The sequence below is a fragment of the Blastochloris viridis genome, assembly GCF_001402875.1.
Classification (GTDB): Bacteria; Pseudomonadota; Alphaproteobacteria; order Rhizobiales; family Xanthobacteraceae; genus Blastochloris; species Blastochloris viridis.
Genome location: NZ_CP012946.1, coordinates 2,821,286 through 2,836,470, shown reverse-complemented (window position 1 = coordinate 2,836,470; position 15,185 = coordinate 2,821,286). Strand labels below are relative to the sequence as shown.

General features: G+C 66.5%; 16 protein-coding genes and 1 tRNA gene. 9 read left to right on the top strand and 8 right to left on the bottom strand.

Going from position 1 to position 15,185, the window contains the following annotated elements; translation table 11 throughout:
* Window positions 1-79 precede the first annotated feature (79 nt).
* Window positions 80-862, bottom strand: a complete 783-nt coding sequence (gene hisN, locus BVIR_RS12455) for a histidinol-phosphatase (protein ID WP_055037949.1) — start codon at window positions 860-862, stop codon at window positions 80-82.
* 359 nt (window positions 863-1,221) lie between these two features.
* On the opposite strand from hisN, the gene BVIR_RS12450 reads away from it, so the two are divergent.
* Window positions 1,222-2,484, top strand: a complete 1,263-nt coding sequence (locus BVIR_RS12450; RefSeq protein ID WP_145911972.1) for an MFS transporter — start codon at window positions 1,222-1,224, stop codon at window positions 2,482-2,484.
* 563 nt (window positions 2,485-3,047) lie between these two features.
* Entirely contained in the window at window positions 3,048-3,716 is a 669-nt protein-coding gene (locus BVIR_RS12445; RefSeq protein ID WP_055037947.1) for a sugar phosphate isomerase/epimerase family protein, read from the top strand.
* A gap of 14 nt (window positions 3,717-3,730) precedes the next feature.
* Here BVIR_RS12445 and BVIR_RS12440 read toward each other — a convergent pair whose 3' ends face one another.
* From BVIR_RS12440 to cpdR, 6 genes are all read right to left on the bottom strand, one after another.
* Complete coding sequence (locus tag BVIR_RS12440; RefSeq protein ID WP_145911973.1) at window positions 3,731-4,258, bottom strand: hypothetical protein; 528 nt, start codon at window positions 4,256-4,258, stop codon at window positions 3,731-3,733.
* 3 nt (window positions 4,259-4,261) lie between these two features.
* The gene (locus tag BVIR_RS12435; protein WP_055037945.1) at window positions 4,262-5,017 is read right to left on the bottom strand and encodes a hypothetical protein; all 756 of its coding nucleotides are present in this window, start codon (window positions 5,015-5,017) and stop codon (window positions 4,262-4,264) included.
* Between the two features lie 111 nt (window positions 5,018-5,128).
* Window positions 5,129-5,356 carry an Arc family DNA-binding protein gene (locus BVIR_RS12430; RefSeq protein ID WP_055037944.1) on the bottom strand — a complete coding sequence of 76 codons (228 nt, stop codon included), beginning with the start codon at window positions 5,354-5,356 and terminating at the stop codon, window positions 5,129-5,131.
* A gap of 132 nt (window positions 5,357-5,488) precedes the next feature.
* Window positions 5,489-6,349, bottom strand: a complete 861-nt coding sequence (locus tag BVIR_RS12425; RefSeq protein WP_055037943.1) for a tyrosine-type recombinase/integrase — start codon at window positions 6,347-6,349, stop codon at window positions 5,489-5,491.
* 142 nt (window positions 6,350-6,491) lie between these two features.
* A tRNA-Val gene (locus tag BVIR_RS12420) sits at window positions 6,492-6,566 on the bottom strand.
* A gap of 98 nt (window positions 6,567-6,664) precedes the next feature.
* Window positions 6,665-7,030: a cell cycle two-component system response regulator CpdR gene (gene cpdR / locus BVIR_RS12415; protein WP_269465105.1), complete on the bottom strand. Its 366-nt coding sequence runs from the start codon at window positions 7,028-7,030 to the stop codon at window positions 6,665-6,667.
* 451 nt (window positions 7,031-7,481) lie between these two features.
* On the opposite strand from cpdR, the gene BVIR_RS12410 reads away from it, so the two are divergent.
* Window positions 7,482-8,369 carry an N-formylglutamate amidohydrolase gene (locus tag BVIR_RS12410; RefSeq protein ID WP_055037941.1) on the top strand — a complete coding sequence of 296 codons (888 nt, stop codon included), beginning with the start codon at window positions 7,482-7,484 and terminating at the stop codon, window positions 8,367-8,369.
* 411 nt (window positions 8,370-8,780) lie between these two features.
* On the opposite strand, the gene BVIR_RS12405 is transcribed toward BVIR_RS12410, so the two are convergent.
* On the bottom strand, window positions 8,781-9,587 hold the full coding sequence (locus tag BVIR_RS12405) for a DeoR/GlpR family DNA-binding transcription regulator (protein WP_169788609.1): 807 nt from the start codon (window positions 9,585-9,587) through the stop codon (window positions 8,781-8,783).
* Window positions 9,588-9,788: 201 nt separating this feature from the next.
* Between BVIR_RS12405 and BVIR_RS12400 the strand changes: the two genes are divergently transcribed.
* The 6 genes from BVIR_RS12400 to BVIR_RS12375 all read left to right on the top strand — a co-directional run bounded on the left by BVIR_RS12400 (window position 9,789) and on the right by BVIR_RS12375 (window position 15,098).
* A complete protein-coding gene (locus tag BVIR_RS12400) occupies window positions 9,789-10,301 on the top strand; it encodes an SLOG cluster 4 domain-containing protein (RefSeq protein WP_055038873.1) in 513 nt (170 codons plus the stop codon).
* 88 nt (window positions 10,302-10,389) lie between these two features.
* Window positions 10,390-11,175 (top strand): ABC transporter permease, encoded by a 786-nt coding sequence (locus BVIR_RS12395; protein WP_055037939.1) that lies wholly within the window; start codon window positions 10,390-10,392, stop codon window positions 11,173-11,175.
* Window positions 11,172-12,218, top strand: a complete 1,047-nt coding sequence (locus BVIR_RS12390) for an ABC transporter ATP-binding protein (RefSeq protein ID WP_055037938.1) — start codon at window positions 11,172-11,174, stop codon at window positions 12,216-12,218. The genes BVIR_RS12395 and BVIR_RS12390 overlap by 4 nt, the downstream gene beginning before the upstream one ends.
* Window positions 12,219-12,458: 240 nt before the next feature.
* Window positions 12,459-13,541 (top strand): extracellular solute-binding protein, encoded by a 1,083-nt coding sequence (locus BVIR_RS12385; protein WP_055037937.1) that lies wholly within the window; start codon window positions 12,459-12,461, stop codon window positions 13,539-13,541.
* A gap of 173 nt (window positions 13,542-13,714) precedes the next feature.
* The gene (locus BVIR_RS12380) at window positions 13,715-14,557 is read left to right on the top strand and encodes an ABC transporter permease (protein ID WP_055037936.1); all 843 of its coding nucleotides are present in this window, start codon (window positions 13,715-13,717) and stop codon (window positions 14,555-14,557) included.
* Window positions 14,547-15,098: a TIGR00725 family protein gene (locus tag BVIR_RS12375; protein WP_055037935.1), complete on the top strand. Its 552-nt coding sequence runs from the start codon at window positions 14,547-14,549 to the stop codon at window positions 15,096-15,098. The genes BVIR_RS12380 and BVIR_RS12375 overlap by 11 nt, the downstream gene beginning before the upstream one ends.
* Window positions 15,099-15,185 lie beyond the last annotated feature (87 nt).

Genomic DNA, 15,185 nt, shown 5'->3' with positions numbered 1-15,185 from the left:
ATGCAATCAGGCCGGACAAAGCTCCAGAATTCCCTTCGTCGGGGGCGGGAGATCACCAAAGGATCATCCCGGAACCCGATCAGGCGTTCAGGATCTTCAGCACCTTGTCGTGCAGGCGGCGGTCGCCGGCGGCGACGACGCGGCCGCCCTTGGCGGCGGTGCCGCCTTCCCAGTTGGTGACGATGCCGCCGGCGCCCTCGATGATCGGGATCAGCGGCACGATGTCGTGGTCGTCGAGCCCGGTTTCGATCACGACGTCGATCAGCCCGGCGGCCACCATGCAGTAGGCGTAGCAATCGCCGCCGTAGCGCGACAGCTTGGCCTCGCGCTCGATGCGCTGGAACCGTTCGAGGTCGCTGTCGGCGAACAGCCGCGGGCTGGTGGTGAACAGCACCGCATCCGACAATTCGGTGCAGGGCCGCACCATCAGGTCGCGCGGCCCGGCCGGGCCGCGATACCGCGCGCCGGCGCCGTCGCCGGTGAAGCGCTCGCCGACGAAGGGCTGGTGCATCATGCCGTAGACAGGCACGCCATCGCGCATCAGGCCGATCAGCGTGCCCCAGGCCGGAATGCCGGCGATGAAGGATTTGGTGCCGTCGATGGGATCGAGCGTCCACACCCAGGTGGCGTCGGCCCGCTCGCGGCCGAATTCCTCGCCGAGGATGCCGTGCTCGGGAAAGGTCCGCGTGATCAGGCTGCGCATCGCCACCTCGCCGGCGCGGTCGGCGTCGGTGACGGGATCGAACTGACCCTGCTTGCGCTTGTCGTCGATGCCGATGGCGGTGCGAAAGAACGGCAGAATCGCCGCCGCCGAAACGGTGGCGAGTTCGTCCACGAAGGCGGCGAAATCGACGGCGCGCATGAAGGATCGGTTCCCGATGACACGAACGATGATGGCGACCCTATAGAAAGCCTTGCGCGCCGCCGCAATGGCGTGGCGGGAAATCGCTGGGCGCCGGCAGCGATGCAGGATCGGTTACGGTAGCGCGGTGTGCCGCCGCACGGGTGCAATGCCGGAACGGCGGTTTTCGTTTCAGGCGGGACCGGTTATGCAGAAATTGCCCGCTGGTGGGCGAATTCCAGCATCCGGGCGATCCGACATCCGGCCGCCGGCAAGCCGATGCCGAAACCGAGCGTTGGAAGGTAATTCCTGCGGTTTTGCCGTGACCGGCAGCCGCCGGACAATGATATCAGGCCTGCGGGCCCGACGGGAGGCGTTCCTTGCTCGAAGGCAGGCCTGACACCGGCATGGCGCGGCTGCCGGTGTTGACCGTTGTCGCGCTGGTGGCGACCTGCGCCGGCATTTATGTCGCAAGCCAGTTCCTGCGCAATTCGGTCGGCGTCATCGCGCCCGATCTTGCGCGCGAGCTGACGCTGAGCGCCTCCGAAATCGGATTGTTGTCGAGCCTGTTCTTTCTGGTGTTCGCCGGCGCCCAGGTGCCGCTCGGCATTGCGCTCGACCGCTTCGGTCCCAAGGCCTGCATTCTCGCCTCGGTGTCGCTGGCGGTGGCGGGCGCGCTGCTGTTCGCCACTGCCGGCAGCTTTGCCGAGTTGCTGGTGGCGCGGCTGCTGATGGGGCTCGGCTGTGCCGCGCTGCTGATGGCGCCGCTGGCGCTCTATGCCCGCTGGTTTCCGCCGGATCGCTTCGCAACCTTGCTTGGCATTCAGATCGGGGTCGGCAATCTCGGCACGGTGATCGCGACCGCGCCGCTGGCCTATGCAACGGCGGCGGTGGGGTGGCGCAACCCGTTCCTCGTCGTCGCGGCGCTGGTGGCGGTGGCCGCGGTACTGGTGGCGGTGGTGGTGCGCGACAATCCGCCGGGGCGGCGGGTGGCGCCGAAGCGCGAGTCGCTGGCGGACAGCGTCGCCGGGGTGGCGCAGGCGATTCGAACCAAGGACGCCTGGCGGCTGTTTCTGCTCCACACCAGCGGCTATGCCATGTACGCCACCGTGCTCGGGCTGTGGGGCGGACCCTACCTCACCCACGTCCACGGCTTCGAGCTTGCCCAGCGCGGCAACATGCTGCTGCTGCTTGCCGCAACCCAGATCGTCGGCTCGATCCTGTGGGGCTTTTCCGACCGGGTGTTCGGCAGCTACCGGGTGCCGACCATGCTCGGCACCATCGGATCGGCGGCCTTGCTGCTGTTTCTCGCCGCCAGCGGGCCACTGTCCGACACCGGACTGATGGTGTGGTTCGCCGCCTTCGGGCTGGTCGCGGCATTTCCGCCGGTGATGATGGCGCACGGCAAGTCGCTGTTCCCGCTCCATTTGGTCGGCCGCGGTATCACCTTGATGAACCTTGCCAATATGGGTGGGGTGTTCGTGTGGCAGGCGCTCACCGGCGTGGTGATGGACCTGTTTCCCGCCAGCGGCGGCACCTATCCGGTGACGGCCTACCATACCGTGTTCGCGCTTCTTGCCTGCACCGCGCTGGTGCTGACCGCGATCTATGCCGGCGCGCGCGATCCTCGCCGGGAGCCGTGATGCGAAATCCGGCCGATCAGGCCGGATTTTCGTCGGACATACGCGGTCTGAACAGGTTTTTACGGGGTCGCGGAAACGCAATTTCCACGCTCGCGCCCTGGCTTGAGCCGAACCGCCGCGCGTTGGCGCGGGCTGGAATCAGCCCTGCGCCGCGATGGCGGCCGCGCTGCGATGAGCGTGGTCGCGGCCGGAAAACATATGATTTGCAGAGACTTGCAGAAAAAGCGTCAGAGGGGTTGCCTTTTTTGCGGCGCACATTCATATTGTTGCAGCGCGGCATTGCGCTCGCGTCGCAGTGCCGCCGCCCTCCTTGGGCGTTTCCTCCCTAGACTTGGGCCGCTCCGTTCGTCGGGGCGGCCTCTTTCTTTTGAGCCCTGCATCGGTTGCGTCATGGCGGTCGAGCTGACGCCCGCGCTGCCGAATGCACGTCCGCGCGCAACCAATAGCGGCTGAAGGCGAAACTTCAAGCCGGATTTCCGCTGAGGCGGGTGGGCCCGGCGGATTTCGCCGGTCGGGTTTGACGCCGTCGATGTCGGCGCCGCCGCGGGCTGACGGAGCGCACCATGACCGACCGTGCATCGCGCCGTCTTTCGATCTCCAATATCGCCTGGCCCGCGGACGCAGACACCGAGGCGATCGACTGCGTCGCAAAACTCGGCTTCGACGGCGTGGAGCTTGCGCCCGGCAAGGTGTTCGGCGACCTCGGCTCGGTCGCGCTCGACGACGTGCGCGCCTATCGCCGCCGGCTCGAACAGCATGGGCTTTCGGTTCCGGCGCTGCAGGCGCTCCTGTTCGGGGTGGCCGGGGTGCACCTTTTTGAAAGCGCGGCGCCGCGCGCCCGCATGGCGGCGCACCTGCGCCGGGTCGCCGCCATCGCTGGCGCGCTCGGTGCCGGCGCCTGCGTGTTCGGCGCGCCGGCGCTGCGCGATCCGGGTGCGCTGCCGCACGAGGCGGCGCTGGCCATCGCCACCGAGTTCTTGCGCGACCTCGCGCCGGCCTTCGCCGATGAGGGAACCGTGCTGTGCTTCGAGGCCAATCCGGCGCGTTCTGGCTGCCGGTTTGTGACCGCTACGGCGGAGGCGTTCGCGCTGGTCGAGCGGGTCAATGCCCCCGGCATCGCCCTTCAACTCGACACCGGCACGATGTTCGCCAATGACGAAGAGCCGGGCGTGGTCGCCGGCGTCGCCCGCCGCATCGGCCACGTGCGGATACTGCGCAAAGCACGATGCTGAATGACCACTAGCGACTACGGAGCCGGTGGAAGATACGTGAGCGTCTGGCGGATCATGGTGTCCACGTATCCGATGGCGGCGTTCATGCTAGGCCGGTAGAGCGTCGGGTGCGCACACTGATTGCGGAGAGAAAGCTGTCCGTCCAGTATCCGCAACTGTGGCTTGGAAACGAACTTCACGTCCTTTGCCGCGATAAGGAAGTTCGCTTCCGCGACCTGTTCCTTCAATTCGGCTAGGTCTTTGAATGCCCATTTCGGGCGTGCCGTGCGGAGGTCAGCTTCATGTTTTGCGTAGCAGACTTCCGTTAGGACGTGGAAATGGCCTGCCCATGCGAGCACGATGCCCGAACGGTACAGTTCGCCTTCCAAACAAGAAATCGCCTCGGCAAAGTAGTCCTGAACATCCACGGGTGTTCCCGACAGACGCTTGGACAAGTCTTCAAGCAGGACAATACGAGACGCAGCGCTTTCATGCTGCGAAAGGGCGATGTGCGCTGCCCGTCGCGCCCGCCCTACGCGCCCGGTCCAGTATTCGATCCCCACGGGCTACTCCTTCGGGCTAAGAAGGTGCTCCCGGAGGGCTTTGAACAACTTCTCATAGACCTCGGCATTTTCCGTTTCAGGAAGGTGAAGCTGGATGTTGATTGCGATTTGCGGGGTTAGGCTCGCCGTTGCCGGTATCGGTGGCAAGGTCACCGCAGGCGCAGGCCCTCCCGCACTGTTTCCAGTGCCATTGCCGTTACCATTAGCAGGCTCACGCTTGGGGGCCGCGCCGCCAGACGACAAATCAACCTCCACCGGAGGGTCAATGGTGGGAGCGGCGGACACCACTAACTTCCCGTTCTCCTCGACAAGCAGCTTTGCCGCTACTAGGACGTCCACGACACAACGCGCTCCGGTCTTGTTGCCGGAGGTGTTGCTTTGCCCGGAGACGTAAAGAACGTGGGTAGAGAAGTCTTTTTCTGACATGCCGCCCTTGATACGAACGGTAGTCACCAACCCGGCGACCTTCTCATTCGTTTGGACAGCCTCCTTCCAGTAGTTCTGCGCGTCTTCTGCCTGCTTGTGGTCGAGTGCGCGACCGAGTTTTTTTCCTAGATCGGTTGCGGTTTTCTTCATGCCACCGCTGATCAGTCCGACATCGGTCAAGAACTTATTGTTCCGACTGATAATCGTCTTATGCAGACCGACCAATTTGGAGAGACTGTCGAGAGAGGCTTGGTCGGGGGCGCTGGCATAGCCCTTGAGTATCTTCTGAACTTCCTCGAACGATGACCCCGGCAAGTTAAATTCAGTCGCCATCCACGCCCCCCGACGATCTTTTATAAACCGACGCATTTTGAAGGAGTTTGAGGGGGCTAACAAGATGGTTGCCTGTGGATCACCGGCATGTTCGGGCCAGTGAAATGAATTTCACATCCGTCGATACGTTGCTTCCACCATCAGCTTGAAGTCCGCGAACTCCTCCTCCAGCGAGATAAGACGTTCCTCCAGCGTCTTGTCAGGCGGCGATAGAAAGCTCTTTTCCAGCCGGGACACGATTTCCCCATTCCATGAACGGTTCGCCGCGACAGCAGCGGCTTCAATGCGCTCCTTCAAATCGCGGGGGAGCCTGATCTTCAACTGCGCGTCTTCGGTCATGGTCCAGTCTTAAACCGAAGTGGTTTTGACTTCAATCCTCGAACCCGCTATAACCAATTTGGTTCAATATAGGACCACAAGGAGAAGCCATGAGTGGCCTAGTGACATTCAGCATCCGTGTGCCTTCCGACCTCAAAGAGAGGCTGCGATGCCGCTGGCGACCATCCGCATGCCCCAGGCCAACCGTACGGCGTTGGTGGTCACTGGGAACACCCGGTCAGACGTCGTGGGCGTTTCCCTCGGCGGCATCGGCACGGGGCGAATGGCCTCCAGTGTCTCAATGGCCTTCGGCGTCAGGGGGACGGTCCTGGGCAGGCCATTCTTGGACATGGGAAGGTGGACGGTGCGGGCAACAAGGTCCACGTCGCACCAGCGGATTGACACCAGTTCACCCCGGCGCATGCCCGTCTCGACAGCAAGGGTGACCAGCGGCTCAAGCCACCATACCCGTGTCTTGCCCAGGGCAGCGCCGAGTTTGGCAGGGTCGTCCTGGTCTAGCCTTCGGTCTCTCGGCAGGGGATTCTTGGGAAGCTTGACGGTGCTCAACGGATTCGCAGGGAGCGGGATGGACCACTCTTTCCTTGCCATCTCGAAGCAATGGCTGAGGATGCCGAATTCCCGGCGCAGGGTGCTCGCCTTGACCTTCTGCAGCCGTTCGTCCCGGAAGTTCGCGAAGTCCTGGGCTGTGACCGCAGACAGGCTTGTCTTTGCCAAGGGGGAACGCAGGAAGGCACGGAGAATGATTCGTTCAACCGCTGCGCCGCGCTTCCTCGGCACCACCTCTGTGAGATACCGCTCCACGAGGTCCGATTTCGTCATCCGTTTGAGCATGGACGTATCGACCACCAGCCCGTCTCTATCGAGCTTGGTTTCGGTCTGCCTTGCCCAGGCCACCGCATCGGCCTTCTGAAGGAATGAGCGGGTGATAGGGGCGTGGCCCTGCCTCCGGACCTGCACCTGCCACTTGTCGCCGCGCTTGCGGATTGTCGCCATGTCGTCCTCGCTGTGACACCAGTGTGACCGGCTTGTCTGCGAGGGGTTTTCGACACTGTGGGTTACTCCCGGGGTTGCACGGTGCGCCGTGCTTAACCCGTTAGTCTCTCACGTCTTTTGGCTGAGGGCTAAGAAGAAGGAATGGTGGGCGCGACAGGGATCGAACCTGTGACCCCTACGATGTCAACGTAGTGCTCTCCCGCTGAGCTACGCGCCCATTCCAATCGGCCGATGTCTCGGCCCCGGGAGCAGGACCTATAAAGGCACTTTGCCGATGCTGCAAGCGGGTCCTGCGACGTCGTCACGGCCTGTGGATTACGCAGCCTGAAGCATGCGCTGGACCTCGTTGACGAGGTCGCGCAGGTGGAACGGCTTCGACAGCACCTTGGCGTCGCGCGGCGCGTTCGAGTCCGGGTTGAGCGCCACCGCGGCAAAGCCGGTGATGAACATCACCTTGATGTCGGGGTCGAGCTCGGTGGCGCGGCGGGCCAACTCGATGCCGTCCATCTCCGGCATCACGATGTCGGTCAGCAGCAGTTCGAACGGCTCCTCGCGCAGCCTCTGATAGGCCGAAAGCCCGTTGTCGAACGACACCACCTCATAGCCGGCACCGTTCAGCGCCTTCACCAGAAAGCGCCGCATGTCGTTATCGTCTTCTGCAAGCAAGATTTTGGGCATCACGCCGTGTCCCGACCTTTTCGTTCCCTTCATAAACGAACGCTCTGGTAAAGACGAGGTTAGAGACCGTTTGGAAACTCCGACGGGGCCGCGCCGGAGCCGCTTTCGGGCGCTCCGGCAGGAGCCGATCGAAGAGCGTACCGGGGAGTACGGTCGAGATCGGCGACGAACCGGGCGCCCGAAAGCGGCCCGGCCCTTCGGGATGCGGGGCGAACGCCGGTCGCGGCGTCAAAAAGCTCGTAGGTACTCCCCGGTATCGGCCTCGCTTTCCTCCTGGCGTCCGGCAGTTCGCGCCACAACGCGGCCTGCCGTCCGAGTTTCCAAACGGTCTCTTAGTGCCTTACCGGGACGACCGGGCAGTGCAGCGGCATTCCAGGTTGCTCGGGCCGGGGCGAAATCACTTGAGCGTCGTGCCGGCGCGGTTGAGAATGGTTCCTTCCGCCGGGATCAAACCGTGACCGCGACAGTCGCCGAAATCGATCCGCCGTTCGAACTTGCGGAGCCGGCCCAGCCGTCGGCGCCGCTGCTGCTCAACTCTCCCCATAGCGGCCGCGTCTACCCGCCCGACTTCCTTGCCAGCGGCCGGCTGTCGCTGGATACCCTGCGCCGCTCGGAGGACAGTTTCGTCGACGAGCTGTTCCAGCCGCCGCAGGATCTGTCGCTCACCTTCATGCGCGCCCATTTTCCGCGTTCGTTCATCGATCTCAACCGCGAGCCGTACGAACTCGACCCCCGGATGTTCGACGGCCGCCTGCCGCCGTTCGTCAACACCCGCTCGCTGCGCGTCGCCGGCGGGCTCGGTACCATCGCCCGCGTCGTCGGCGACGCCGTGGAGATCTACGACCGCCGCCTGCCGGTCGAGGGCGCGCTGCAGCGCATCGAGGCTTATTACATGCCGTACCACCGGGTGCTGCGGCAGGCGCTTGCCCGCCTCTACCGCGAATTCCAGACCACGGTGCTGCTCGACTGCCATTCGATGCCATCGAGCGTGGTCAGCCGCGAGGATCGCCCGAAGGCGGACGTGGTGATTGGCGACCGCTATGGCACCAGCTGTGCGCCGCTCATCGTCGAGACGGTCGAGGCCACGTTGCGCGAGCTTGGCTATGTCGTCCACCGCAACAAGCCCTATGCCGGGGGGTTCATAACCGAGCACTACGGCAACCCGGCCGCCGGCCACCATGCACTGCAGATCGAGATCAATCGCGCGCTCTATCTCGATGAGGCCAAGTTCCGGAAATCGGTTCGGTTCGAGCGGATGCGGGACGACCTCGTCGTGCTGATCCGGCGTCTCGCCGAGCTGCCCTTCGCCGACCTGGTGCCGTTCCAGGCCGCCGCCGAGTAGCACCTACGGCCGGAGCGAGAAGCATTCTCCGCAAAAGTGGATACCGATTTTGCGAAAGAGAATGCGTTAATTCAAAGGCTTAGAATAGCCGCCGGGTGCAGCCGGATCGACGGACGCTCAAAGCGAGGCCGCAGCGCGTCCCAAACCGTGGTCACTGGCCGCGAACCAGCGCGCCCGGACTGATCCAAAGAAGCCCGGCAGCGCTCCGGCGATGGCGTCCGGCTGCCACCGGATTGCAGGCGGGGAGCAACGTTGAAAACCGTTCCATCGTCGTTGCTGAGGACAACCGTACCGTGATTCGCCCGATTCTGCCCGGTTGACCGATCACCGGTCCGGTGATTCGCGTCGGACGCGAAATCCGGTGGTGCCGGGCGGGGGTGCGCTGGGGGCGGCCCGAGCGCCTCGCCCGCCTCACGCTGTCAGAATCTCGACACCAATGCGCTGCAGGGTGTCGCCGAGCGTGCCGTCGGGGGCACGGTCGCACACCAGCCCGGAAAAGCTGCCCGGCGGCGCGATGCGCACGATGGCCTCGCGGCCGAATTTGGAGCTGTCGGCGAGGCCGTAGACCTGCCGGGCCCGGCTGATGGCGACGCGTTTCACCGCCACCTTCTGCATGTCGAAGTCCATCGGCGTGCCGTCGGCGTCGAAGCCGGACAGCCCGATGAAGGCGACGTCGAACCGGAACCGCGCCAGCATCTCGCCGGTGGCATCGCCGATCAGCGAGCCGTCGGCGCCGCGCAGGATGCCGCCCGGCACGAACACCTCGACATCGTCGCGCCCGGCGAACAGCGTCGCCACCCGCAGGCTGGGCGTGAAAATGCGCACGTCCGCCCGCTCGGTCAGCGCGCGGCCGACCGCCTCCGCGGTAGTACCGACATCGATGAACACCGCGGTGCCGCTGGCGATGAGGTCGGCCGCGCGTCGACCGATCCTTGCCTTGGCTGTAGCGGAAAGTTGCCGCTTCTCGGCGTAGCCGAGCCGCACGGTGTTGACGGGCAGGCCGGCGCCGCCGTGGAAGCGCTGCAACAGTTCGAGTTCGTTGAGGCGGATGATTTCGCGCCGAATGGTCTGCGCGGACACGCCGAAGTCGCGTGCGAGTGCTTCGATGGTGACGAAGCCGTCATGGCGCACGCGGTCGACGATCGCCTGCTGGCGTTCCGTGATGGCGACCCCCGCTGCGTCGGGCGAATCGTCGGGTGGATCAATCGGAATGGTCAAATCTGACATCGTGACCGGTAATTTACATCGCGCTATGGTCGAAGGATAGGCCGCGTTCGCTTTGGGCTCCAGATGCTGACTGTATGCGACACAACTGGTCATTTACACCATAACGGGCAGATTCTCGACCCCCTGTCGTGGCGGTGGGTTGAAAAGGATGGGGCGCTGGTTGCGCCGCGTCCAGTGTCGCGGCGCGAAGCCGTGGCCTGGGTGTCGAACCGGCCGGGGACGCGGCGGCGGCTGATTGCCGTTGCGGGACCTCGTGCCGGCGAGGCCGTTCAGCTCGAGACTGCCGCCGCGGTCGGCGAGCGCCTCGCCGGCATGGGCTGCGTCGTGCTGTGCGGCGGCAAGAGCGGGGTGATGGACGCGGTATGCCGCGGCGTCGCCGCCGTCGGCGGTTTCAGCATCGGCCTGTTGCCCGAGCCCGACGATGCGCAGGCCAATCCGTTCGTCAGCGTGGCGCTGCCGACCGGCATCGGCTCGGCGCGCAACACCCTGATCGCTAGCGGCGGTGCCGCGCTGGTCGCGATCGGCGGCGGGCCCGGAACCTTGTCGGAGATCGCGTTCGCGCTCCATTTCGGCCGGCCGGTGCTGGTCATCGCCGGCGCGCCGAATGTGCCGGGTGTTGTCCACTGCGAGACGCCCGACGAGATCGCCGAGCGGCTGGCGGCGATCCTGCTCAAGGTGCACCCGCCGGAACCGCACCGGTCCTGACCGACACCGCTTGCTATCGCCGGGTCGACGCGATCAGCTACGTGGCACGCGCCGGCATTTCGAGCCCAGCGTCCACGCCGAGGCGGTCATGGCCATCGTCACGCTGCTCTATCTGGTCTATCTGCTGCTGCCGATCGCATTGCTGCTGATCGGCTCGGTCGGGGAGGTCTGGTCCAACACGCTGTTGCCGAGTGGCCTGACCGGGCGATGGTACCTCGATGTGGTCGGCGACGTCAGTTTCCGGCGCGCTTTCGAATCCAGCCTCGCGGTCGCGGGCGCGACGGTGGCGATCTCGCTCGCGGTCGGCGCGCCGCTGGCCTACGCCATCGCCGTGGCGGCGCACCGCGGCGTCACGCTTGCCGCCCGCATCGTCTATCTGTTGCCGATCGCGGCGCCGCCGATCGTGCTCGCCTTCGGCATGATGCTGGTGTTCTCCTCCGACACGCTGCCCTATCTCGGCTCGACCGGCGTTCTGATCGGCGGCCACATCGTGCTGTGCCTGCCCTATCTGTTGCAGGCGCTGGTCGCCGACCTGCGCCACCTCGGCATCGCCGAACTCGAACGCGCCGCCGAATCGCTCGGCGCCTCGTTCGGCCAGCGCTTCTTCGACATCGTGCTGCCGACGCTGCGCCACAGCCTGGCCACCGGCGCCATCACCGTCGCGGCGCTGTCGATCGGCGAGTTCCAGGTATCCAACCTCATCGCCGGCTTCACCAACCGCACCTATCCGGTGGTGCTGCTGCAGGCGTTCTACGGCGCCACCGGCTTTGCCTGCGCCGCCACCGTGATTTTGCTGGCGCTGGCGCTGGCCGCCGCGGTCGGCGGCGCGCTCACCGCGCATGGCACCAGCGCCGCCGGCGGGGCGACATCATGAGCGTCACCCTTCAGGATGTCTGCTTCCGCTATGCCGGCTCGGGGGTCGGCGTCAGCGCCATTTCGCTCGCCATCGCGCCGGGCGAGCTTCTCGCCCTGATCGGGCCGTCGGGCTGCGGCAAGACCACGGTGCTCAAGCTGATCGCCGGCTTCCTCGTCCCCGACCGCGGCCGGGTGCTGCTGGCCGGTCAGGACGCCACCCACTTGCCCACCCGCGCCCGCGACCTCGGCATCGTGTTCCAGAGCTACGCGCTGTTTCCGCATATGAGCGCGCTCGACAACGTCGCCTATCCGCTGAAGGTGCGCGGCCTCGCCGCGGCGCTGCGCCGCCGCCGCGCCCTGGAGGCGCTCGACATGGTCGGGCTCGCCGGCGAGGCAAGCCGCCGTCCGGCGGCGCTGTCCGGCGGCCAGCAGCAGCGGGTGGCGCTGGCCCGCGCGCTGGTGTTCCGGCCCAAGGCGCTGCTGCTCGATGAGCCGCTGTCGGCGCTCGACGCGGCGCGGCGCTGCGAGATGCGCGATGAGATCCGGCGGCTGCAGCGCGCCCATGGCATCGCCGCCCTGCACATCACCCACGACCAGGAGGAGGCGCTGTCGATGGCCGACCGCGTCGCGGTGATGGGGCGGGGCCGCATTCTCCAGCTCGGCACGCCGACCGAGGTCTACCGCCATCCCGCCAACCGGACGGTCGCCGCCTTCGTCGGCGGCGCCAATCTGTGGGACGGCCGGGTGGCAGGCCCGGCCGCGGTCGATACCGCGCTCGGCCGCGTCGTGACCCGGCCGCACGGCTTTGCGGCGGGGGCGGCGGTGGCCGTGCTGGTGCGCCCGGAACGCTTCCGGGCCGGGGAGGGGCCGGACGGCATCAACACCTTCCGCGGCACGGTCGAGCGCGACCGTTTCCTCGGCTCGGTGCGCCGGTTCGATCTCAAGGTCGGCTCTACGACGCTGTCGGTCGAGACCGCCGACGACACACCGGCCTCGAGCGTGCACGTTCCGCCCGACGCGGTGCAGGTCATCGTCGCCGAATCTGATTGTAACGGAGGTTGAGGACACGCCGGACTTGCCGTCCGGGGGGCGATGTCGGATATGATCGGGCGCCGATCCCGGTCGGTAACGTCGCGGCGCGGCCGCGGGCCGGTGGTGGCGTGCGTTTCGGAAGATGAGTTCAATCTCGCAAGCACATTTGCCGAAAATCCCTGATCGGTAAGGGGTTTCGGCAACGGACCACGGGCTGCCGGCGAATCGGCCGGGGGCCGTAACTGTCACGCCGATGCCCAGGAGCTTCGCATGGCGCTCGATCGCCGTTCCTTCCTGCTTGGCAGCGCCGGACTGGCGCTTGCCCCGCAAATCGCCGCCGCGCAGGCGCTGTCCGCCGACACGCCCGAGCTTTATCCCGGCGAGCGCGCGCTCTACGCTGCCGCCGCGAAAGAGGGCATGGCGGTGTCCAACAACACCGGCCCGACCTGGGCCAACTGGGCGGCGCTGTTCCGCGCCTTCGGCCAGCGCTATCCCGAGGTCACGCTGGTCTACAACGACGTCGGCTCCGGCGTCGCCGTCAACGCGCTCGACCGCACCCGCAAGCGGCCGCAGATCGACACCATCTATTATTTCGGCGCCAATGGCATCGACGCGCAAAAACGCGGCCTGCTGGCGCCGTTCAAGCCTGTCAATTTTGACAGGCTGCCGGAGACGGCAAAGGCGCCGAACGGCGAGTGGTTCACCATCCACCAGCTCGAAGTGGTGTTCATCGTCAACAAGAAGCTGGTGAGCACGGTGCCGACCTCGTGGGCGGACCTGCTCAAGCCCGACTTCAAGAGCACCATCGTTTATCTCGACCCGCGGACCGCTGGCGTCGGCCAGGTGCTGACCTGGGCGGCGGTGCTGGCCCACGGCGGCTCCTATGACAACCTGCAGCCGGGGTTCGACTATCTCGGCGAGCTGCACAAGGCCGGCAACGTGCTGCGGGTGGTCGGCACCACGCCGTACGCCCAGTTCGTCAAGGGCGAGATCCCGATCTGGATCAACTACGTCAATGACGGCCTCAGGGCGAAGTTCGTCGACGGCATGGGCGATGATGTCGAGGTGATCTCGCCGGCGGAGGGTACGGTGGCGGCGCCCTACACCATCAGCCTGGTCAAGGGTGCGCCGCACCCCAACGCCGGCAAGCTGTGGCTCAACTTCATCACCTCCGAGGCCGGCCAGCGGCTGTTCGCCGAGGGCTTCGTCACCCCCGCGGTGCCCGGCGTGGCGATTCCGGAGGCGGTGCAGGCCAAGCTGATCACGCACAGCAAGTCGACCCTGCTCGACCTTGAGAAGGCCGGCGCCCAGCTGCAGACCTTGACCCAGGGCTGGGCCAAGGTCGCATTGTGACGATGCGGGACGCTGTGGTGCAAAGACGGGCGCGATGCGCCCGCCTCGAACCGTGAGGGTGCCGGGGGTTGATGCTGGGTCATCTTTGGAGGCGCGGCACGACGGCCGCGCCTCAGGAAGAGGCGGGCCGGCTGAAGCCCGATCCGGTCATTGGGTCAACGGCGGGTGCGCGGATGCGTGAATGGCAGCGCGTGGCGCGGCTGCTCGCGCTCGGGACGCCGGGGGCGGCGATATTCGCCGTGTTCTTCCTGCTGCCGCTGGTGATGGTGGGCGGGGAGGCGTTCAGCGACCACGGGGCAGCGTTCGCCCGGCTGGCCCAGCTCGATCTGTTCTGGCCGGGGCTGGCCAACTCGCTGCTGCTCGGCCTGGCGGCGGGCGCGATCTCGCTGGCCGGCGGGCTCATGGTGGCCTGGCGGCTGTCGCAGATGAACGCGGCGGCCCGCACCGCGCTGCTGTTCCTGATCGCGCTGCCGCTCACCTTTTCCGGGCTGGTCGTCGCGTTTGGCTTCATTCTCGCGTTCGGGCGCGCCGGCTTCGTCACGCTGTCGCTGGAGCGGCTGTTCGGCGTCGACCCGGCGTGGTTCGCCAGCTTAGTCTATTCGCCGACCGGCCTTGCGCTCGTCTATTCTTATTATCTCATTCCCCGCGTGGTGATGCTGATGCTGCCGGTGTTCGCGAACTTCGACCGCGTGCAACTCGCCGCGGCGGAGTCGCTCGGCGCCGGCCGCTGGCGCGCCATCGCCGACGTGCTGGTGCCGCAGGTGCTGCCGACCGCGCTGGCGGCGTTCTGTCTGGTGGTGGCGGTTGCGTTCGGCGCCTATGGCACCGCGCTCGCCCTGGTCGGCAGCCAGGTCAACATCCTGCCATTGCAGCTGTTCACGCTGGTGTCGGATGCCGGCACCGATTTTCCCCTCGCTGCGGCGCTGGCGCTGGTGCTGACCGCGCTGTGCACCGCGGCCATGAGCGTCGGCGAAGTCGTCGTCGCCCGCCGGCAGGAGACCGTCGATGACCGTTGAGACCACGACCGAGGCGCCGCCGAGCCCGGTGCTGGCGCCGGAAGCCTACCTGATCTGGCACCAGACCCGCGGTCCGCAGCCGCTGCAGGTGCCGATCGCGGTGATCGGGCCGCGGGAGGTCGACCCGGCCCTGCTTGCGCTGGCCGAGGAGGTCGGCGCCCTGATCGGCCGCAGCGGCCTCGTCCTGATCTGCGGCGGCCGTTCCGGCGTGATGGAAGCCGCCGCCCGTGGCGCCTCCCGCGCCGGCGGGCTGACCGTCGGCGTTTTGCCGGGCGACGACCCCGCCTCGGCCAATCCGTACATCGCGGTGCCGATCGCCACCGGGCTGGGCGAGATGCGCAACGCCGTCATCGCCCGCGCGGCCTACTGCCTGGTTGCCATTGGCAATTCCAATGGCACCCTGTCGGAGATCGCGCTGGGGCTGCGCTTCGACAAGCCGGTGTACGGGCTGGCGGGCGCGGCCGAGGTCGAAGGCGTGATCCAGCTCGGCGGCGTCGACGATCTGGCCCGCGCGCTGGCCGGCCTGCTGGCGGCGGCGTGAACTGACGGGCGGCCGCCGCCCCGTCATGCTGCCGTGCAACCATTCTGAAGCTGCGCCGTTGCCTTCGCTTGAGTGACAGGAGATGGA